The following is a 19,388-nucleotide window of genomic DNA, read 5'->3' as shown; positions in this document are numbered from 1 at the left end:
GGTACTTCGATCACCCACCATGCTGCGGCTGCAGCAGCGGCACGCGGTTGATCGCCATCGCCGCCGCCGCGGTGCGGGTTTCCACGCCGAGCTTGGCGTAGATGCGCTCCAGGTGTTTCTTCACCGTGGCGGGGCTGGCGCCCAGGATGTCGCCGATGTCGCGGTTGATCTTGCCTTTGGCCACCCAGTACAGGACTTCGGCCTCGCGCGCGGTGAGGCCAAAGGCCTGGCCCATGGCTTCGAGCACGCTGGCGTCCGAGGTTTCCTGCATCACGATCAGCCAGTCGCCGCCCTCGCCCGGCGCTTCGATGCTCTCGGCGCCGTCCTGATCGCCCACGCGCTGGTGCAGCCGGAAGGTGAGGCGGCGCGGGCCGTGGTCGAGCGTGAGGCGCGGCGGCTCGCACTGGGCCCGGGCGTCCTGCAGGTGGCGGCGCAGCCACTGCAGCACGGCGGGTGGTGTGTCGGGCGCGGTGGTGCCGCAGTAGCGCTGCAGCAGCTCGCGCGCCAGCGGGGTCTGCCACATCAGGCGGCCGTCGCTCTCGCGCACGGTGATGGTGGCGTAGCCGAAGGCGTCGAGCGCGTAGCGGGCCTGGCTGCGCTCCAGGGCGCCCTGGCGCGCGTGGCGCGCGGTGCGCAGGTGCACACCCATGCGCGCCATGACCTCGCGCGGCTTGATGGGTTTGGTCACGTAGTCCACACCGCCGGCGTCGAGCGCGGCCACCAGGTGCTCGGTTTCGGTGAGGCCGGTCATGAAAATGATGGGAATCTGCGCCGTGGCCGGGTCGGCCTTGAGGCGGCGCGCCACCTCGAAGCCGTCGATGCCGGGCATGACGGCGTCGAGCAGCACCACGTCGGGCAGGGCCTGGGTGGCGCGGCGGATGGCGGACTCGCCGTCGAGCGCGACCAGCACGGTGTAGCCGGCTTCGTCGAGCGCGTCGTGCAGCGGAGCGACGTTGTCGGGCACGTCGTCCACGATGAGCACGACCAGCGCCTCCAGCGATGGCAGGGGCGCGCTCAGCGGTTCGGGTGTCGGCAAGGAGGTGTTCATGGCGCGCCAGGCAGTATCGGTTGATCGCTGTGCGGCTGCAGCAACCGCTGCTCGATGGCTTCAAAGCGGAATTCGCGCGCCAGGGTGCGCAGGCCCTGGGCGAAGTCGGCCTGCTCGGGGCGCTGGCCCACCCAATCGTCGAGCCAGTTCACGATGCCTTTGTAGTAGCCCAGGCGCACCAGTTCGAGCAGCGGCGCCAGCTCGGCGGGGCTGGTGGCGCCTGCGCTGGCGCCGCCAGCCGGCAGGGGAGTTGGGTCCACGGCAACGGGCGCGGGCTCGGCCGCGATCCAGGCCAGACCGAGCCGCTGGCCGAGCCAGGCGAGCAGGTCGTCGCGCCGCACGGGTTTGACGAAAAAGTCCTGTGGCTGGTGGCCGAGGTCGTTGTCCAGCCCTTTGTCGAAAGCGTTGGCCGAGACGATGGCCAGCGGCACGCCCGCCCAGCCGCGCGCGCGCAGGCGGCGCAGGGTCTCCCAGCCGTCGATGCCGGGCATGGCCAGGTCCATGAAAATGGCGTGGGGCGCGCCCGGCGCACCGGGCTGCAGGTCGTCGAGCAGGCGCAGCGCGTCCAGGCCGCTGGTGGCCAGCATCACCTCGAAACCCAGTGGCGCCAGCCAGCGCTGCAGCAGCTCGCGGTCGGCCTCTTCGTTGTCCACCACCAGCAGCCGGCGGCGCTCGCCGGCGTAGCCGCTGCACAGGGGCGTGGTGGCCGGGCGCGGCAGCGCCACACCGTGCAGTTCGGGCAGGAACAGGCGCACGGTGAACACCGAGCCCTGCCCTGGCGTGCTGCGCACCGTCATTTCGCCGCCCATGAGGTCCGTGAGCATCTTGGCGATGGTCAGGCCCAGGCCGGTGCCGGAGCTGCCGGCGCCGGAGGCCGCGGCCAGCGAAGCGTCGTTCTGCCCGCGCGCGAAGGGTTCGAACACACGCTCCAGGTCGAGCGCGCTCATGCCGGGGCCGGTGTCGTGCACTTCGAACTGCGCCATCTCGCGGGCGTGCGTCACGCGCAGGCGCACCTCGCCCGCGTGGGTGAACTTCACCGCGTTGCCCAGCAGGTTGATGAGGATCTGGCGCAGGCGTTTTTCGTCGGCGCGCACGGCGTCGGGCAGGCGGCTGCCACTGTCGAACACGAAGCGCAGGCCCTTGGCCGCGGCCTGCAGCTCGAACATGCTGGCCACTTCCTGCATGGCGCCGGCAAAGGCCATGGGCCGCACGTCCAGCGCGAGCTTGCCGGACTCGATGCGCGCGATGTCCAGCGTGCCTTCGATGAGCGAGAGCAGGTGTTCGCCCCCGCGGTGGATCACGCGGATGGCCTGCGCGCGGTGCGGCGCCATGCCGGTGTCTTCCTGCAGCAGCTGGGCGTAGCCGAGGATGCTGTTGAGCGGGGTGCGCAGCTCGTGGCTGATGGTGCTGATGTAGCGCGTCTTGGCCTGGTTGGCCTGGTCGGCGGCGCGCCGGGCCTGCTGCAGCGCTTCGTCGGTGCGGCGGTGCGAGTCGATCTCGTGCATGAGCAGCCGGGTCTGCCGGTTCGACTCTTCCTGCGCCACCTCGCGGCTCTTGTGCGCCAGCACCAGCCACCAGGCCACGGTGGCCGCGATCAGCAGCAGCACGGCGTAGACGCGCAGGAAACCCGAGCGCAGCGCAGCGTCGACCAGGCCGGTGTCGGCCACGGCCTGCAGGCCCTCGCCCAGGCCCTCCACCTGCTGCCGGTAGAGCAGCCCCAGCACGGCGGCCAGCACGGGTGCGATCACCCCCATGATCAACAGGTAATGCGCCAGGCCCGCTTCTAGGTAGGGCCAGACGCGGCGCGGCAACACGGTGCGCAAGGCCCCCTGCCATTGCACCGAGAGGCGTGCGTGGGGTTTGCACAGGTCACCGCAGCGCGCGTCCAGCGTGCAGCACAACGAGCAGATGGCGCCCTGATAGGCCGGGCAGTGGGCCATGTCGGGCGCTTCGTATTCGCGCTCGCAAATCACGCAGCGCTGAAGCGAAGTGCCCCCCGAGGCAGCAGCGGCGCATCCCCGCATGGCCCCCTCTCCCTCTGGGAGAGGGCTGGGGTGAGGGCTGGCGCCGCAACCCCCCACCGAAGTCCGCGCCAGGTAGTAGCGCCCCTGCGTCGCCCAAGCGATCAGCGGCGACGCCACCAAGGCCGTCACCATCGCGATCACCGCTGAAAAGGCCTGGGCCGACGCGCCCATCAGCCCCATGTGGGCCGCGATCGACAGCGCCGAAGCCAGGCCCATGGCGCCCACGCCCACGGGGTTGATGTCGTACAGGTGCGCCCGCTTGAACTCGATGCCCGGCGGGCTCCAGCCCAGCGGCTTGTTGATCACCAGATCGGCCACCACGGCCATGATCCAGGCGATGGCGAGGTTGCTGTACAGGCCCAGCACCTCGCCCAGCGCCTGGAACACGTTCATCTCCATCAGCATGAAGGCGATCAAGGTGTTGAACACCACCCAGACCACGCGGCCCGGGTGGCTGTGCGTGAGGCGCGAGAAGAAGTTGCTCCAGGCCAGCGAGCCGGCGTAGGCGTTGGTGACGTTGATCTTGAGCTGCGACACCACCACGAACAGCGCCGTGGCCGCCACCGCCCAGCCGACTTTCGGGAACACGTATTCGTAGGCCGCCAGGTACATCTGGTTCGGGTCCACCGCGCGCTCGGGCGGCACCATGTGGCTGAGGGCCAGGTAGGCCAGCAGCGCGCCGCCCAGCATCTTCAAGACCCCCAGGATCACCCAGCCCGGCCCGCCGGCCAGCACGCCGACCCACCAGCGCCAGGCCCGGCCTTTTTCGGGCGCTGGCATGAAGCGCAGGTAGTCGGCCTGCTCGCCCATCTGGGTGATGAGCGCGATGCCCACCGTGAGCGCCGCACCAAACAAGTGCCAGTCAAACACCGCGCCGGCGCCCGATTCCCCGCCGTAGTGCACCACATTGCTGAACGCACCGGGATCGAGCACCCAGACCGCCCCGAAAGGCACCAACATCATCACCAGCCAGAGCGGCTGGGTCCAGACCTGGAAGCGGCTGATGACCGAGACCCCGTAGGTCACGAGCGGGATCACCACCAGCGCGCAGATCAGGTAGCCCCAGGCGGGCGGAATGTCCAGCGCCAGCTCCAGCGCGTAGGCCATCACCGCCGCTTCGAGCGCGAAGAAGATGAAGGTGAACGAGGCGTAGATCAGCGAGGTGATGGTGGAGCCGATGTAGCCAAAGCCCGCGCCACGCGTGAGCAGGTCCATGTCCACCCCGTAGCGCGCGGCGTACACGCTGATGGGCAGGCCGGCCAGGAAGATGATCAGCCCGGTGACCAGGATGGCCAGCGCGGCGTTGATGAAGCCGTATTGCACCAGCAGGGTGGCGCCCACCGCTTCGAGGATCAGGAACGAGGCCGCGCCGAACGCGGTGTTGGCCACGCGCCATTCGCTCCACTTGCGAAAGCGCTGCGGCGTGTAGCGCAGCGCGTAGTCCTCCATGGTCTCGCTGCCGACCCAGCTGTTGTAGTCGCGGCGCACCTTGATGATGCGCTGCACCGGCTCGGGTCTGCCGGGCGTGGGATCGGTGGCGTGGTCGGGGTGGGCGTTCACTCAGCGCAAAGTGCAGCTTTCGTGCCATGCGCCATACGCCATGTGCCGGATACCCGGAACCGCCGGGCAAAGGCATACTGGGCCACCGTCCCGGCACACACCTTGCTCCAGACTCAATCATGGAACTGACTCCGCGTGTTCGGCCGGCCTTTGCGGCCGCACGAGCTGACTATTGAGTGAAACGAAATGGAACTTACCCCTCGTGAAAAAGACAAGCTGCTGATCTTCACCGCCGCCTTGCTGGCCGAGCGGCGCAAGGCGCGTGGCCTGAAGCTCAACTACCCCGAAGCCGTGGCCCTGATCTCGGCCGCCGTGATGGAGGGTGCGCGCGACGGCAAGACCGTGGCCCAGCTCATGAGCGAAGGCCGCAACGTGCTCACGCGCGACGACGTGATGGAAGGCATCGCCGAGATGATCCCGGACATCCAGGTGGAGGCCACGTTTCCGGACGGTACGAAGCTCGTGACGGTGCATACGCCGATCACTTGATCCCCCCGCGCCGCGCTGCGCGCGTCACCCCCCAGGGGGCGATGCGAGTGGCCCGGCGGAGCCGGTTCCACCGCATCCTGGAACCAGACACTTCGCTCAACCGTTTCTTCTGGAGCAATCGAATGAAATCCCAAACACTGCTCGCCATTGCCTCCTTGTCCGCCCTGCCCGCCTTCGCCCACGACGGCCATGGTCTGTTTGGCAGCCACTGGCATGCCACCGATGCGCTGGGTTTTGTGGCGGTGGCCGGTCTGATCGCGCTGGCGGTCTGGCTGTCGAAGAAGTGAGGGCGTGGCCATGATCCCCGGCGAACTCTTCACCGACGCGGGCGAGCACGCCCTCAACCCCGGCCGCCGCACGCTCACGCTGGTGGTGCAGAACACGGCCGACCGGCCGGTGCAGGTGGGCTCGCACTACCACTTTGCCGAAACCAACGGCGCGCTGGACTTCGACCGCACCGCCGCCCAAGGCATGCGGCTGAACATCGCTTCGGGCACGGCCGTGCGTTTCGAGCCCGGACAACAACGCACCGTGGAGCTGGTGGACTATGCGGGCGACCGCATGGTCATCGGTTTCCGTGGCCTGGTGCAGGGCGCCGTCTAAGAAAAACAGAGAAAGAGCTGAGACCATGGCAACCATCCCCCGCAGCGCCTACGCCGACATGTTCGGCCCCACCGTGGGCGACCGTGTGCGACTGGCCGACACCGGCCTGATCGTGGAAGTGGAAAAAGACTTCACCCTGGCCGCCGGTGGCTACGGCGAAGAGGCCAAGTTCGGCGGCGGCAAGACCATCCGCGACGGCATGGCGCAGTCGCAAAGAACCCGGGCGCAGGGCGCGATGGACACGGTGCTGACCAACGCGCTCATCATCGACCACTGGGGCATCGTCAAGGCCGACATCGGCCTCAAGGACGGCCGCATCGCCGCCATCGGCAAGTCCGGCAACCCCGACACCATGCCGGGCGTGGACATCGTCATCGGCCCGGGCACCGAGATCATCAGCTGCGAGGGCCACATCGTCACCGCCGGCGGTATCGACAGCCACATCCACTTCATCTGCCCGCAACAGGTGGACGAGGCCCTGGCCTCTGGCGTCACCACCATGCTCGGCGGCGGCACCGGGCCGGCCACCGGCACCTTCGCCACCACCTGCACACCCGGCCCCTGGCACATCGAGCGCATGCTACAGGCGGCCGACGGCCTGTCCATGAACCTGGGCTTCCTGGGCAAGGGCAACGCCAGTCGGCCCGAGGCCCTGCACGAGCAGGTGGCGGCCGGCGCCATCGGCCTGAAGCTGCACGAAGACTGGGGCACCACGCCCTCGGCCATCAGCAACTGCCTGGACGTGGCCGAAGCGGCCGACGTGCAGGTCGCGATCCACAGCGACACGCTCAACGAGTCGGGTTTTGTCGAGAACACCATCGCGGCCACCAAGGGCCGCACGCTCTGCGCCTTCCACACCGAGGGCGCGGGCGGCGGCCACGCGCCCGACATCATCCGCGTGGTGGGCGAGGCCAACTTCCTGCCCTCCAGCACCAACCCGACCATGCCCTACACCGTCAACACGCTCGACGAGCATGTGGACATGCTCATGGTCTGCCACCACCTGGACGCCGCCATCCCCGAAGACCTGGCCTTCGCCGAGAGCCGCATCCGCCGCGAGACCATCGCGGCCGAAGACATGCTGCACGACATGGGCGCCATCAGCATCATGAGCAGTGACAGCCAGGCCATGGGCCGCGTGGGCGAGGTGGTGATCCGCACCTGGCAGACGGCCGACAAGATGAAAAGCCAGCGCGGCACCTTGCCCGAAGACAGCAGCCGCAACGACAACTTCCGCGTCAAGCGCTACATCGCCAAATACACCATCAACCCGGCCATCGCGCACGGCATCGCACACACCGTGGGTTCGCTCGAAGTGGGCAAGTGGGCCGACATCGTGGTCTGGAAACCGGCCTTCTTCGGTGTCAAGCCGGCACTCGTGGTCCAGGGCGGCACGATCTCGCTGGCCGCCATGGGCGACCCCAACGCCTCCATCCCCACGCCACAGCCGGTGCACTACCGGCCCATGTTCGGCGGTTTTGGCCGCTCGCTGGCGCGCGGCAGCCTCACCTTTATCTCCCAAGCGGGCCTGGCCGCGGGCGTGGGCGAGCGCTACGGCCTGCAGAAAACCACCGTGGCCGTGCAGGGCTGCCGCAGCATCACCAAGGCGAACATGGTGCACAACCGCTACCTGCCGAAGATGGAGATCGACCCGCAGCGCTACACCGTGCGGGCCGACGGCGTGCTGCTGACTTGCGAGCCCGCCAGCAAACTTCCGATGGCGCAGCGATACTTCTTGTTCTGACCATCTCAACCTCTGTTATTCATGCTTCAAGCTTCCAAGCTCATCCCCCAGGCCCAGGGCCTCGCCCCTGCGTTGGTGCGCCGTGCCGCGCACATCGAACTGGACTGGGATGTGCGCCAGAAGAGCCGTTTTGACGCCACCGCGTCCGACGGCCGCAATGTGGGCGTTTTCCTGCCGCGCGGCACCGTGGTGCGCGGCGGCGATGTGCTGATCACCCAGGACGGCTCGCTCCTGCGCGTGGTGGCCGCGCCGCAAGCCGTGCTGCGCATCACCGCCTGCACCGACCACCACCACGGCCACACGCACGACGGCGCCTTCGACCTCATGCGCGCCGCCTACCACCTGGGCAACCGCCACGTGCCCATCGAGCTGCAACCCGACCACCTCAAGATCGAGCCCGACCACGTGCTGGCCGACATGCTGCGCGCCATGCACCTCACGGTGGTGGAAACCCGCGAACCCTTCGAGCCCGAAGCTGGCGCCTATGGCGCGCACCCACCGGCTGGGGGGCACGACCACGGGCATGGCCACGATCACGGCCACGCCAAGGGCCATGCGCACGGCTGAACCGGCTGGCGCGGCGCAACCGTCGCGTTCCGCGGCCGGGCTGCTGCAGATCCTGTGGCTGGCCTCGCCCGCGCTGCCGGTGGGCGGCTTCTCCTACTCCGAAGGGCTGGAAGCCGCGGTGGACGCGGGCCAGGTGAGTGACGAAGCCAGTGCCACACGGTGGCTGCAAGACCAACTGCACCTGGGCCTGGCGCGCGCCGACCTCGCCGTGGTGGCGCAGGCCATCCCCGCCTGGCGCCAGGGCGATCTGGAGCGCATCCACGCGCTCAACGCCTGGGTGCTGCAGACCCGCGAAACCGCCGAATTCCGCCTGCAGACCGAGCAGATGGGCCGCTCGCTGCTCGAATGGGCGCGCAACCTCGGCGAGCTGGGCGCGGGCGTGTTTCAGCGCCTGCAATCGGCCCAACTGAACCCGGCCAGCTACCCCGTGGCCATGGCCTGCGCGGCCGCCAGCACCGACGCCGCGGTGCGCGACAGCCTGATCGGCTTCGCCTTTGGCTGGGCCGAGAACATGGTGCAGGCGGCCATCAAGTCGGTGCCACTGGGCCAGAGCGCGGGCCAGCGCATGCTCGCGCGGCTGGCGCTGGAGGTGCCCGCCGCGGTGGACCACGCCATGACGCTCACCGATGACACCCGCCAGGCCTTCACGCCGCTGCTGGCCATCCACTCGGCCCGCCACGAAACCCAATATTCCAGACTCTTCAGGTCCTGACTTTCCCCGCTCGGGCTGAAATCCGCGCATCCTGAGCCTGTCGAAGAATCGAAGCCCCCACCAAGGTACACCCATGACCGCCCTGCACCACATCCCGAACCGCACCAAGAAGCTCCCCCCACTGCGCGTGGGCATCGGCGGCCCGGTGGGCTCGGGCAAGACCACCCTGCTGGAAATGCTCTGCAAAGCCATGCGCGATCGCTACGACCTGATCGCCATCACCAACGACATCTACACCAAGGAAGACCAGCGCCTGCTCACGGTCAGCGGCGCGCTGCCCGCCGACCGCATCATGGGCGTCGAAACCGGCGGCTGCCCGCACACCGCCATCCGCGAAGACTGCTCCATCAACCTCGAAGCGATCGACCGCATGCTGGGCGAACACCCCAACGCCGACATCGTGTTCGTGGAGAGCGGCGGCGACAACCTGGCCGCCACCTTCAGCCCCGAGCTGAGCGACCTCACCATCTACGTGATCGACGTGGCCGCGGGCGAAAAAATCCCCCGCAAGGGCGGCCCCGGCATCACCAAGAGCGACCTCTTCGTCATCAACAAGACCGACCTCGCCCCCTACGTGGGCGCCGACCTGGAAGTGATGAAAGCCGACACCGCGCGCATGCGGCCCGACACCACGCGCCGCCCCTGGGTGATGACCAACCTCAAGACGCTGGACGGCGTGGCCGAAGTCGTGCGTTTCATCGAACAGCGCGGCATGCTGCTGGAACCCGCCGCGATGGCATGAGCGCAGCGCCGGGCCGCTCCCAAGCAAGCTCGCACCGCAGCCCGGAGGGCGAAGGTACTCCAGTGAGCGCGGCACGGAGGGAGTCCAGCGAGCCCTTTTGCCCCTTCAGCACTCACATACAATCACCGGCTTGGAGAGCTGGCAGAGTGGTCGATTGCACCGGTCTTGAAAACCGGCAACCCGCAAGGGTTCCAGGGTTCGAATCCCTGGCTCTCCGCCAACACAGCAGAACCCGGCCCCGTGCCGGTTTTTTGCTTTCAGGGGCCCACGCTGCGGGCCGGAAACCGGTCAGTCCGCCAGAAACAGGCCCTGCAGATCGCTGAGGAAATCAAAACCGCGCTCGGTCGGCGCCACCACACCACCGGCCGACTCGATCAGCCCCTGCTGCACGGCGCGGTCCAGCGCGCCCTGGATGCTGGAGAGCGGCAGCCCGGTGCGGTCCATGAACTGCTGCAGCTCGAAACCGTGGCGCAGGCGCAGCGCGTTGAGCATGTACTCGAACGGCAGATCGCGCCGCGCCACCTCTTCCGCGCTCACCACCGCATCGCCCGCGCGCGCTTTGTCCATGTACAGGCGTGGCTCGCGCGCGCGCACCTGGCGCACCACGCGGTGGGCGAAGCTGAGTTTGCTGTGTGCGCCCGCGCCAATGCCCAGGTAGTCGCCAAACTGCCAGTAGTTCAGGTTGTGCCAGCAGCGGTGGCCCGCGCGTGCGTAGGCCGATACCTCGTAACGCTCCAGCCCCTGCACCGCGGTGAGCTCGGTGATGCGGTCGAGCATGGCGTAGGCGTCGTCGTCCTGCGGCACCTGGGGCGGGAATTTGGCGAACACGGTGTTCGGTTCGATGGTCAGGTGGTAGATCGAGATGTGCGGTGGCTGGAACGACAGCGCGGTGCGGATGTCTTCCTCGCACTGCGCCAGCGTCTGCCCCGGCAGCGCGTACATGATGTCGAGGTTGAAGGTGTCGAAGGCCTGCGCCGCCTCTTCCACCGCGGCGATGGCCTGGGCGCGGTCGTGCACCCGGCCCAGCGCTTTCAGGTGCGCGTCGTTGAAGCTCTGCACCCCGATCGACAGGCGGGTCACGCCGGCCTGGCGGAACGCGCGGAAGCGGTCCTTCTCAAAGGTGCCCGGGTTGGCTTCGAGCGTGATTTCGGCGTCGGCATCCAGCCGCAGCAAGGCACGCACGTCACCCAGCAGGCGGTCGATGGCCTCTGGTGAAAACAGGCTGGGCGTGCCGCCGCCAATGAACACGCTGTGCACCGCGCGGCCCCAGATCAGCGGCAAGGCGGCTTCCAGATCGGCGCGCAGCGCGTCCAGGTAGGCCTGTTCGGGCAGGGCCTGGCCGGGTTGGCTGGTGGCGCTCCATTCGTGCGAGTTGAAGTCGCAGTAAGGACACTTCTTCAAGCACCATGGCAGGTGGATGTAGAGCGAGAGCGGCGGCAGGCCCTGCAGCTGCAGCGTGCCCGGGCGCATCCAGTGTTTGAGGCGGTCGGAGGCAGCGTTCATGGCAAGGACACCGCAAAACCGGCGTCGCCGAGCGGCTGGTGTCGCCCCCTGGGGGGTGACGCCGAAGGAGGCACAGAGGGCTTCATGCCATCCACCGTTCGCGCATCAGTTCCAGCATCTGCTGCGCCGCTTTTCCGCGGTGGCTGTTGGCGTTCTTCTTTTCGTCGCTCAGCTGGGCGAAGGTACAGCCAAACTGCGGCAGATACATCACCGGATCGAAACCGAAACCGTTGTCACCGATGGGCTCGCGCGTGATCAGCCCCGGCGCACGGCCGCTGGCCACCAGCGGTTCGGGATCGTCGGCACTGCGCACCGCCACCAGAGTGCTGACCAGGGCAGCGCGGCGGTCATCCACCTGGGCCATCTGCTCCAGCAGGGCGCGCACGTTGTTGGCGTCGCCCTTCTCATAGCCGAACTGCGTGGCGTAGTAGGCGGTGTCCACGCCGGGCAAACCGCCAAACGCCTCCACGCAGAGGCCCGCATCATCGGCCAGTGCGGGCAGACCGCTCGCGCGTGCGGCATGGCGCGCCTTGGCCAGGGCGTTTTCAATGAAGGTGCGGTGTGGCTCGGGCGCTTCCGGGATGCCCAGATCAGACTGGCGCACCAGTTCCACACCGAGCGGCGCAAACAGCGCCTGCAGCTCGGCGAGCTTGCCCTTGTTGTTGGACGCCAGAACGAGTCGCATGGTCACAGGCCGCAGCGTGGGGGCTTCACGCTTCGAGGCTCTGCTTCTGCAGCGCCACCAGTTCGGCCACACCCTTTTCAGCCAGCGCCAGCAAGGCGTCCATTTCCTGGCGGCTGAAGGCCACGCCCTCGGCCGTGCCCTGCACTTCCACAAAGTGGCCAGAGCCGGTCATCACCACGTTCATGTCGGTGTCGCAGGCCGAATCTTCCACGTATTCCAGGTCCAGCAGCGGTATCCCCTGCAGGATGCCGACCGAGATGGCGGCCACATGGTCCTTGATCGGCGAGGTGGCGATCTTGCCTTCGGCCAGCAGCTGGGTCACCGCGTCGTGTGCCGCGATGAAGGCGCCGGTGATGCTCGCGGTGCGGGTGCCGCCATCGGCCTGCAACACATCGCAGTCCAGCGAAATGGTGCGTTCGCCCAGCGCCTTGAGATCAAACACCGCCCGCAACGAGCGGCCGATCAGGCGCTGGATTTCCTGCGTGCGCCCGCTCTGCTTGCCCTTGGCGGCCTCGCGGTCGCTGCGGGTGTGGGTGGCGCGCGGCAACATGCCGTATTCGGCCGTGACCCAGCCTTCGCCACTGCCGCGCTTGTGCGGTGGCACCTTTTCCTCCACCGAGGCGGTGCACAACACCTTGGTGTCGCCAAACTCGATCAGCACCGAACCTTCGGCGTGGATGGTGAACCCCCGGGTGATGCGCACCGGGCGCAGGGCGTCGGCGGCCCGGTGGCCGGGTCGAATGAAATCTGTCATGGGAATCTCAAAAAAAAGTGATCGCATTGTTACGGAGGGGGCCGCCGGAGCGCCAAAGGATTCAACCCAGAACGCGGAGGAACCGGCTTCGCCGGGCCTCTCGCGTTGCCCCCTGGGGGGTGACGCCGCAGGCGGCGCGGGGGGTCAGGAATTCTTTTCGGCTGTGCGCCGGATCGCCTCGTTGATTTCGGCGATCGATTTCTCGATCTCCTCGTCGTCCATGTCTTCAATGGTCGGATCGGCCACGCCCGACTGGATGGTGGAGGCGAACACGCCGTCCTCGATGTCTTCGGTGGACACGCGCGTGGTCTGGAATTCGTCGGGTGTCTCCCACTCCATGGCCAGCACGGTCACGTTGTCACAACGCGGCCCGCCACGCTTGAGCGCCAACTCCACGAGCTCGGGCACCGCCTGTTCCAGCGAGTTTTTCGAGAGCTCGGACACGATCTCCGCGTCTTTGACCGTGCCCCAGAGACCGTCGGAACACAGCAGCACCCGGTCCCCCTGCTGCAGTTGCAGCGCACCCGAAATGTCGTACACCGGCTTGGCCGGAGAGCCCAGGCAGGTGAAAAGAATGTTGCGGTTGATGTGCTCGGTGGCCTTGCCCAGGTGGGCCTGCTGTTCCATGTACGAGTGGTCGCGCGTGCGGGTGAGCAGCTCGCCGTCGCGCACGATGTACAGACGCGAGTCACCGCAGTGGATCCAGTTCATCTGGTTGCGCTCCAGCACCGCGGCCACCAGGGTGGTGCGCGGTGTGTCGAGCATGCCTTTTTCCGCTGCGTAGCGGATGATCTGGTGGTGCGCCGCCATCAGGGCGCTGGAGAGAAATTCCGGCACTTCGCGCACCGTCGGGTTGGCCGTCTTCTGGAAATAGGCCGAAAAGGTCTGCAGCGCCAACTGGGCCGCCATGGCCCCTTCGGGGTGCCCGCCCATGCCATCGGCCAGCACCAGCAAGCCGGACTCGCGCGTGTAGGCGTAGCCCATGCGGTCCTCGTTGCGCTCACGACCGCCCTGGCGGCTGATCTGGTAAACCGAAAACTTCATCGGAACTTGGTCCCGGCGTCGGTCGACTTGCGTGGCGATTTCTTGCTGTCGGACACGATGTTGTCGAACTGCAGCCGCATCTTCTCGGCCACGGTCAGCTTGGTGTAGCTGCGCTCGGTTTCACGGCTCAGCTCTTTCTGCAGCGCAAACACCGACTGGGGGCGGGAGAGTGGATCGAGCGACATGCACCATTCGACCACCTCGATCAGGTTGTCGGAGTAGACACCGCGCAAACGGGACAGCGCCAGCGACAGGCGGTCTTTTTCGAGCCGTTGTGGCGCGTCGTTGGGCGGGTAGCCCTGCATGCTGGCGTAGATGCAGGCGCCAATGGCATAGATGTCGGTCCACGGCCCCATGCTGGAGTCGCGCCGGTACATCTCGGGCGCTGCAAAACCGGGCGTGTACATGGGCCGGATGAAATTGCCTTCCTTGCTCAACACCTCGCGAGCCGCACCAAAATCGATCAGCACCGAGCGGTTGTCATCGGTCACGAAAATATTGGCCGGCTTGATGTCCAGGTGCAGCATCTTGTGCTGGTGCACGATGCGCAGGCCACGCAGCACCTCGTCGTACAGCGAACGGATGGTGGACTCGCGAAACACCTTCTGCTTCTTGAGATCCCGCGCGGTGATGATGAATTCCTGCAGGGACGAGCCCTCCAGGTAGTTCATGACCATGTAGACGGTTTCGTTTTCGCGGAAGAAGTTGAGCACGCTGACCACCGAGGCGTGCGAGATCTGGGCCAATGCCCGACCTTCTTCAAAAAAGCTCTTGAGGCCCAGGCGGTACAACGACAGCTTCTCGGGCTGCACCTGGGGCAACAGCTCGCCAGGGCCGCGCGTGGCCAGCGAGGACGGCAGGTATTCCTTGACGGCCACTTGCTGGCCTTCGGTGTCCACGGCAAGGTACACCACACCGAATCCACCGGCCGCCAGCTTGCGAACAATACGGTAGCCACCGATCACGGTGTCCGGCGGCAGCGGGGCGGGTTTGACCTTTGACATAATTCGGATGGGTTCCGGAACGCCTCGTTTTGGACCACTCAACCTGATGGGACACAGTTCAATGGCAGTTTACAGCATGACCGGCTACGCCACGGCCCAGACTGGCGGGCCTGGAGGCGCAAACGCCGGCGAACCTGCCCGCGAGAGCACACCCGGCCTGGGCCTGGAAATCCGCTCGGTCAACAGCCGCTTTCTCGACCTCACTTTCAAACTCCCGGACGAGTTGCGCGGCACCGAACCCGCGCTGCGCGAACTGCTGGGCGCCAGGCTCAAGCGGGGCAAGGTCGAGGTGCGGGCCTGGATCGAAGGCAAGACCGACACCGGGCCACGCGCACCCTCGGTGCAGGAACTGCAGAAACTCGTGGGCCTGCAGGACAACGTGCGGGCCTGGCTGCCCACGGCCACCCCGCTGACGGTGGCCGAGGTTTTGCAGCTGACATCGCGCCAGGCCGCCGTTCCGGGGGAGCTGCACGAAACCTTGATCGCCCTGGGACACGAGGGCCTCGACGGTCTGGTGGCGGCGCGCGAGCGCGAAGGCCAGCGCCTGGCCAGCATGCTGCTGGACCGCCTGACACAACTGCGCCAGCTCGCCCAGGACGCCCAGCCCCTGATTCCCCAGCTGGTCGCCCAGCAGCGCCAACGCTTCATCGACCGCTGGAACGATGCCCTGGGTGCCGGCGCCGCATCGGGGACACTGGGCAATGCCGTCACCAACGACATGGCGCGCGACCGCGCCCTGACCGAAGCCACCGCCTTCGCGATCCGCATCGACGTGGCCGAGGAACTGACGCGGCTGGACTCGCACCTCAGCGAAATCGAGCGCCTGCTGACCAAGGGCAACGACATCGGCAAGCGGCTGGACTTCCTGATCCAGGAACTGCACCGCGAAGCCAATACCATGGGTTCCAAGTCATCGAGCCTGGAACTCACGCGTATCTCGGTCGACATGAAGGTGCTCATTGAACAGATGCGCGAGCAAGTGCAAAACATCGAGTAAGCATGGAATACCCTGGAAACCTGTTTGTCGTCGCGGCCCCCAGCGGGGCCGGCAAGTCCAGCCTGGTCAAGGCGCTGATGGAGCTGGACTCGCGTGTCGTGCCCTCCATCTCGCACACCACCCGTCCGCCCAGAGGCCAGGAACTGCACGGCCGCGAGTACTACTTCGTGGCCAAGGAAACCTTCGACCAGATGGTCATTCAGGGGGCGTTCCTGGAATGGGCCATGGTGCACGGAAACCGGTATGGCACGTCCAAACAAGCCATCGAACAACGCATGGCCCAGGGGGCGGACGTGGTGCTGGAGATCGACTTCCAGGGCGCCATCCAGGTCAAACGCATCTTCCCGAACGCAGTGCTGATCTTTATCCTGCCCCCCAGTTGGGAAGAATTGCGCTCGCGGCTGGAGCGGCGCGCGGAAGACAGCGCCGAGGTGATCGAAGTCCGGCTGCAGAACGCCGCCCACGAAATGATGCACGCCAAAGAATTCGACTTCGTTATAATCAACGAGTTGTTCGAGCGGGCCCTGTTTGACCTCAAGGCCATCGTCCATGCCCAGCGGCTCAAGTTCGCCGCCCAGCGTATCGCCCGCAGCGATACCTTCCAGGCGCTCAACATCCACTGATTCACCGCACACCACCGAGGCCCGCACATGGCACGCATCACCGTCGAAGATTGTCTGGAAAAGATCCCCAACCGCTTTCAACTCGTGCTGGCCGCCACCTACCGCGCGCGCATGCTGAGCCAGGGCCACGCGCCCAAGATCGAAAGCAAGAACAAGCCCGGCGTGACCGCGTTGCGCGAAATCGCCGATGGCAAGATCGGTCTGGAAATGCTCAAGAAGGTCCCGCTCTGATCCGTCAGGTGCCCGAAAAAAAGCCCGCTGACTGCGGGCTTTTTTTCGTCTGAACCCACCTCAGGCGGCGCCGATGTTCGGCACCAGCGCCCCGGCGTCCTGACCGGCCCGGTGCGCGGCCGTGAAGGCCAGCATGCGGTCGATGGGCAGTCGGGCGCGCGGAATCAGCGCCGGGTCCACGTGGATCTGATTCAGGCCCTTTTCCAGCACCTGCGCCACGCCGGCCAGGCCGTTCATGGCCATCCAGGGGCAGTGCGCGCAGCTCTTGCAGGTGGCGCTGTTGCCAGCGGTCGGGGCCTCAATGAACACCTTGCCCGGGTTCTGCTGGCGCAGCATGTGCATCATGCCGTTGTCGGTGGCCACGATGAACTCGTTCGCGTCCAGCTCGCGCGCGGCCTTCAGGATGGCCGAGGTCGAACCCACCGCATCCGCGAGCGCCACCACGTCGGCCGGACTTTCCGGGTGCACCAGCACCTTGGCTCTGGGGTGTTCCTTTTTCAGCGCCTCGAGCTCGAAGGCCTTGAACTCGTCGTGCACGATGCACGAGCCGTTCCACATCAGCATGTCGGCGCCGGTTTCGCGCTGGATGTAGCCGCCCAGGTGCTTGTCGGGCGCCCACAGGATCTTGTGGCCCTTGTCCTTGAGCGCCTTCACGATGTCCAGCGCGCAGCTGGACGTGACGAGCCAGTCGGATCGCGCCTTCACCGCGGCACTGGTGTTGGCGTAGACCACCACGGTGCGGTCCGGGTGCTGGTCGCAGAAGGCGCTGAATGCGTCGATCGGGCAACCCAGGTCGAGCGAGCAGTTTGCGTCCAGATCGGGCATGAGCACGGTTTTTTCCGGGCTCAGGATCTTGGCGGTCTCGCCCATGAAGCGCACACCCGAGACCACCAGCGTCTGCGCCGCATGATCACGGCCAAAGCGCGCCATTTCCAGCGAGTCGCTCACGATGCCGCCGGTCTCGACCGCCAGGTCCTGCAGGTCGGGGTGCACGTAGTAGTGCGACACCATGACCGCGTTGCGCTCCTTGAGCAGGCGGCGGATCTTGTCTTTCAACTCGGCGCGCTGCTTAGGACCGGGCTCCACGGGAACCCGCGCCCAGGCGTGTTTGGTCGGGCAGGCCGGCTGTTCGTACTCGACGTCGATGACCACGGGATTGCTCATGTCAGTTGCTCCATCCGCATGGAGAAATCAATCGCCTTGACATCTTTCGTCAGGGCACCGATAGAGATGCGGTCCACCCCGGTTTCTGCAAGGGCACGCACCGTCTGCAGGTTCACGCCGCCCGATATTTCCAGGATGGCACGGCCCGCGTTGCGGCGCACGGCCTCCTGCAGGGTGGGGATGTCCATGTTGTCGAGCAGCACCATCCTGGCGCCACAGGCCAGCGCCTCGTCCAGCTGCTCCAGGGTCTCGACCTCGATCTCGACAAAACGCGCCTGGGGCGCCGTTTCCTGCACCCGCTTCAACACGGCCGCCACGCCACCAGCCGCCGCGATGTGGTTTTCCTTGATCAACACCGCGTCGTAAAGACCGATGCGGTGGTTCACGCCACCGCCGGTTTTCACCGCGTACTTCTGCGCGAGACGCAGCCCCGGGATGGTCTTGCGCGTGTCCACGATGGCCGCGCGCGTGCCCTGGACGGCATCGACGAACACCGCCGTCTTGGTCGCCACCGCCGAGAGCAGCTGCAGGAAGTTGAGCGCGGTGCGCTCGGCGGTGAGCAGGGCCTGGGCATTGCCCTCGATCTCCAGCACCACCTGATCGGCCACGCAGCGCTGGCCCTCGGCCACGCGCCAGGTCAGGCGGGCCTGGGGATCGCAGGCGAGCACGGCCGCCTCCACCCAGGGTGCGCCACAGATCACGGCCGGCTCGCGCGCGAGGATGCGCGCGCGCGCGCCGCGTGCGTGGTCCACCAGGGCCGCGGTGAGGTCGCCCTTGCCCACGTCTTCGGCCAGCGCGCGAGCCACGTCGGCGCGGGCCAGTTCGACCAGATCATCGGCCGTGAATTCAGAGAGGTGTTTCATGGGTCGCAAGCATAACGGGATCGCATATAGTGCCTCCCATCGAAAGCCCACGCAAAGGGGACCCTCATGAGTTCAGTGAAATCCGCCGCCCCGACCAGCGGCACACCCTACGGCACCCTACCGTCGGCCTCGCCCATGCCCCAGCGCAAACCGGTGAGCCTGCCGCGCCTGCAGGAGATGCGCGAGCGCGGCGAAAAGATCACCATGCTCACCGCCTACGACGCCACCTTCGCCGCCGTGGCCGACGCCGCGGGTGTGGAGTGCATCCTGGTGGGCGATTCGCTGGGCATGGTCTGCCAGGGGTTATCCAGCACGGTCGGCGTCACGCTGGAGACCATGCGCTACCACACCGAAAGCGTGGTGCGTGGCCTGCAGCGTGTGCAGGCCACGGCCTGGGTGATCGGCGACCTGCCCTTCGGCAGCTACCACGAGTCGAAAGAACAGGCCCTGCGCAGCGCCGCGGTGTTGATGCACGCCGGCGCCCACATGGTCAAGCTCGAAGGCGGTGGCTGGACCGCCGACACGGTGCGTTTCCTGGTCGAGCGCGGCATCCCCGTCTGCGCCCACCTGGGCCTCACGCCGCAGACCGTGCACGCACTCGGTGGCTATCGCGTGCAAGGGCGGGGCGACGCCGCCGCGCTACAGCTCAAGCGCCACGCGCTGGAACTGCAGGACGCGGGCGCGGCCATGCTGGTGCTGGAGATGGTGCCCGCGGCCCTGTCGCTCGAAATCACCCACCAGCTCAAGACCTGCCACACCATCGGCATCGGTGCAGGCAAGGGCACCGCGGGCCAGGTGCTGGTGATGCACGACATGCTGGGCATCAATCTGGGCAAAAACCCCAAATTCGTGCGCAATTTCATGGAAGGCCAGGCCAGCGTGCGCGATGCCATGGCCGCCTATGTGGCGGCGGTGAAAGACGGCAGCTTCCCCGACGACGCACTGCACGCCTGGTGAACTTGACCCACCCCCGCCGCGCTGCGCGCGGCCCCCTCAAGGGGGCAACACCAGCCGTCTGGCAAAGCCAGCCC

At 67.0% G+C, this 19,388-nt stretch carries 20 protein-coding genes and 1 tRNA gene; 12 read left to right on the top strand and 9 right to left on the bottom strand.

The genetic code is table 11. The features are described 5' to 3' along the window. Positions 1–10 precede the first annotated feature (10 nt). A complete protein-coding gene (locus KIH07_RS10450; protein WP_226491901.1) occupies positions 11–1,048 on the bottom strand; it encodes a response regulator in 1,038 nt (345 codons plus the stop codon). Next, complete coding sequence (locus tag KIH07_RS10445) at positions 1,045–4,632, bottom strand: ATP-binding protein (RefSeq protein WP_413465731.1); 3,588 nt, start codon at positions 4,630–4,632, stop codon at positions 1,045–1,047. The genes KIH07_RS10450 and KIH07_RS10445 overlap by 4 nt, the downstream gene beginning before the upstream one ends. 186 nt (positions 4,633–4,818) lie before the next feature. On the opposite strand from KIH07_RS10445, the gene KIH07_RS10440 reads away from it, so the two are divergent. The 8 genes from KIH07_RS10440 to KIH07_RS10405 all read left to right on the top strand — a co-directional run bounded on the left by KIH07_RS10440 (position 4,819) and on the right by KIH07_RS10405 (position 9,709). Beyond that, positions 4,819–5,121: an urease subunit gamma gene (locus KIH07_RS10440; protein ID WP_226491900.1), complete on the top strand. Its 303-nt coding sequence runs from the start codon at positions 4,819–4,821 to the stop codon at positions 5,119–5,121. A 122-nt stretch (positions 5,122–5,243) separates the two neighbouring features. Further along, entirely contained in the window at positions 5,244–5,408 is a 165-nt protein-coding gene (locus KIH07_RS10435; RefSeq protein ID WP_226491899.1) for a hypothetical protein, read from the top strand. Positions 5,409–5,418: 10 nt separating this feature from the next. Next, positions 5,419–5,724: an urease subunit beta gene (locus tag KIH07_RS10430; protein WP_226494675.1), complete on the top strand. Its 306-nt coding sequence runs from the start codon at positions 5,419–5,421 to the stop codon at positions 5,722–5,724. A gap of 25 nt (positions 5,725–5,749) precedes the next feature. Further along, the gene (ureC, locus tag KIH07_RS10425) at positions 5,750–7,468 is read left to right on the top strand and encodes an urease subunit alpha (protein ID WP_226491898.1); all 1,719 of its coding nucleotides are present in this window, start codon (positions 5,750–5,752) and stop codon (positions 7,466–7,468) included. A 21-nt stretch (positions 7,469–7,489) separates the two neighbouring features. Further along, positions 7,490–8,035, top strand: a complete 546-nt coding sequence (gene ureE, locus KIH07_RS10420; RefSeq protein WP_226491897.1) for an urease accessory protein UreE — start codon at positions 7,490–7,492, stop codon at positions 8,033–8,035. Further along, complete coding sequence (locus KIH07_RS10415) at positions 8,022–8,747, top strand: urease accessory protein UreF (protein WP_226494674.1); 726 nt, start codon at positions 8,022–8,024, stop codon at positions 8,745–8,747. Before ureE ends, KIH07_RS10415 begins: the two co-directional genes overlap by 14 nt. A 73-nt stretch (positions 8,748–8,820) precedes the next feature. Continuing rightward, the gene (gene ureG / locus KIH07_RS10410; protein ID WP_226491896.1) at positions 8,821–9,489 is read left to right on the top strand and encodes an urease accessory protein UreG; all 669 of its coding nucleotides are present in this window, start codon (positions 8,821–8,823) and stop codon (positions 9,487–9,489) included. 132 nt (positions 9,490–9,621) lie between these two features. Further along, positions 9,622–9,709, top strand: a tRNA-Ser gene (locus KIH07_RS10405). Between the two features lie 68 nt (positions 9,710–9,777). Here the strand turns inward: KIH07_RS10405 and hemW are convergent. The 5 genes from hemW to KIH07_RS10380 all read right to left on the bottom strand — a co-directional run bounded on the left by hemW (position 9,778) and on the right by KIH07_RS10380 (position 14,479). After that, complete coding sequence (hemW, locus tag KIH07_RS10400; RefSeq protein WP_226491895.1) at positions 9,778–10,992, bottom strand: radical SAM family heme chaperone HemW; 1,215 nt, start codon at positions 10,990–10,992, stop codon at positions 9,778–9,780. 82 nt (positions 10,993–11,074) lie between these two features. After that, complete coding sequence (rdgB, locus tag KIH07_RS10395) at positions 11,075–11,677, bottom strand: RdgB/HAM1 family non-canonical purine NTP pyrophosphatase (protein ID WP_226491894.1); 603 nt, start codon at positions 11,675–11,677, stop codon at positions 11,075–11,077. A 25-nt stretch (positions 11,678–11,702) separates the two neighbouring features. Then, positions 11,703–12,431, bottom strand: a complete 729-nt coding sequence (rph, locus tag KIH07_RS10390; protein WP_226491893.1) for a ribonuclease PH — start codon at positions 12,429–12,431, stop codon at positions 11,703–11,705. Between the two features lie 144 nt (positions 12,432–12,575). Further along, entirely contained in the window at positions 12,576–13,475 is a 900-nt protein-coding gene (locus tag KIH07_RS10385; RefSeq protein ID WP_226491892.1) for a PP2C family protein-serine/threonine phosphatase, read from the bottom strand. After that, positions 13,472–14,479, bottom strand: a complete 1,008-nt coding sequence (locus tag KIH07_RS10380; protein WP_226491891.1) for a serine/threonine protein kinase — start codon at positions 14,477–14,479, stop codon at positions 13,472–13,474. Before KIH07_RS10380 ends, KIH07_RS10385 begins: the two co-directional genes overlap by 4 nt. A gap of 61 nt (positions 14,480–14,540) precedes the next feature. Here KIH07_RS10380 and KIH07_RS10375 point away from each other — a divergent pair, with 61 nt between their 5' ends. The 3 genes from KIH07_RS10375 to rpoZ are packed head-to-tail and all read left to right on the top strand — an operon-like array spanning position 14,541 to position 16,330. Beyond that, positions 14,541–15,476, top strand: coding sequence for a YicC/YloC family endoribonuclease (locus KIH07_RS10375; RefSeq protein ID WP_226491890.1), 936 nt, complete (start codon positions 14,541–14,543; stop codon positions 15,474–15,476). Positions 15,477–15,478: 2 nt separating this feature from the next. Next, a complete protein-coding gene (gmk, locus tag KIH07_RS10370) occupies positions 15,479–16,099 on the top strand; it encodes a guanylate kinase (RefSeq protein WP_226491889.1) in 621 nt (206 codons plus the stop codon). A gap of 27 nt (positions 16,100–16,126) precedes the next feature. Then, positions 16,127–16,330, top strand: coding sequence for a DNA-directed RNA polymerase subunit omega (gene rpoZ, locus KIH07_RS10365; protein WP_068171949.1), 204 nt, complete (start codon positions 16,127–16,129; stop codon positions 16,328–16,330). 60 nt (positions 16,331–16,390) lie between these two features. Here the strand turns inward: rpoZ and nadA are convergent, their stop codons facing one another. Beyond that, on the bottom strand, positions 16,391–17,494 hold the full coding sequence (gene nadA / locus KIH07_RS10360; protein WP_226491888.1) for a quinolinate synthase NadA: 1,104 nt from the start codon (positions 17,492–17,494) through the stop codon (positions 16,391–16,393). After that, positions 17,491–18,357, bottom strand: coding sequence for a carboxylating nicotinate-nucleotide diphosphorylase (gene nadC / locus KIH07_RS10355; protein ID WP_226491887.1), 867 nt, complete (start codon positions 18,355–18,357; stop codon positions 17,491–17,493). Before nadC ends, nadA begins: the two co-directional genes overlap by 4 nt. 66 nt (positions 18,358–18,423) lie before the next feature. Here nadC and panB point away from each other — a divergent pair, with 66 nt between their 5' ends. Further along, complete coding sequence (gene panB / locus KIH07_RS10350; RefSeq protein WP_226491886.1) at positions 18,424–19,314, top strand: 3-methyl-2-oxobutanoate hydroxymethyltransferase; 891 nt, start codon at positions 18,424–18,426, stop codon at positions 19,312–19,314. The last annotated feature ends 74 nt before the right edge of the window (positions 19,315–19,388 follow it).

Source organism: Hydrogenophaga taeniospiralis (genome assembly GCF_020510445.1).
GTDB lineage: Bacteria > Pseudomonadota > Gammaproteobacteria > Burkholderiales > Burkholderiaceae_C > Hydrogenophaga.
Note: the sequence above shows the minus strand (reverse complement) of the source record. Positions and strands in the feature narration are given on the sequence as shown.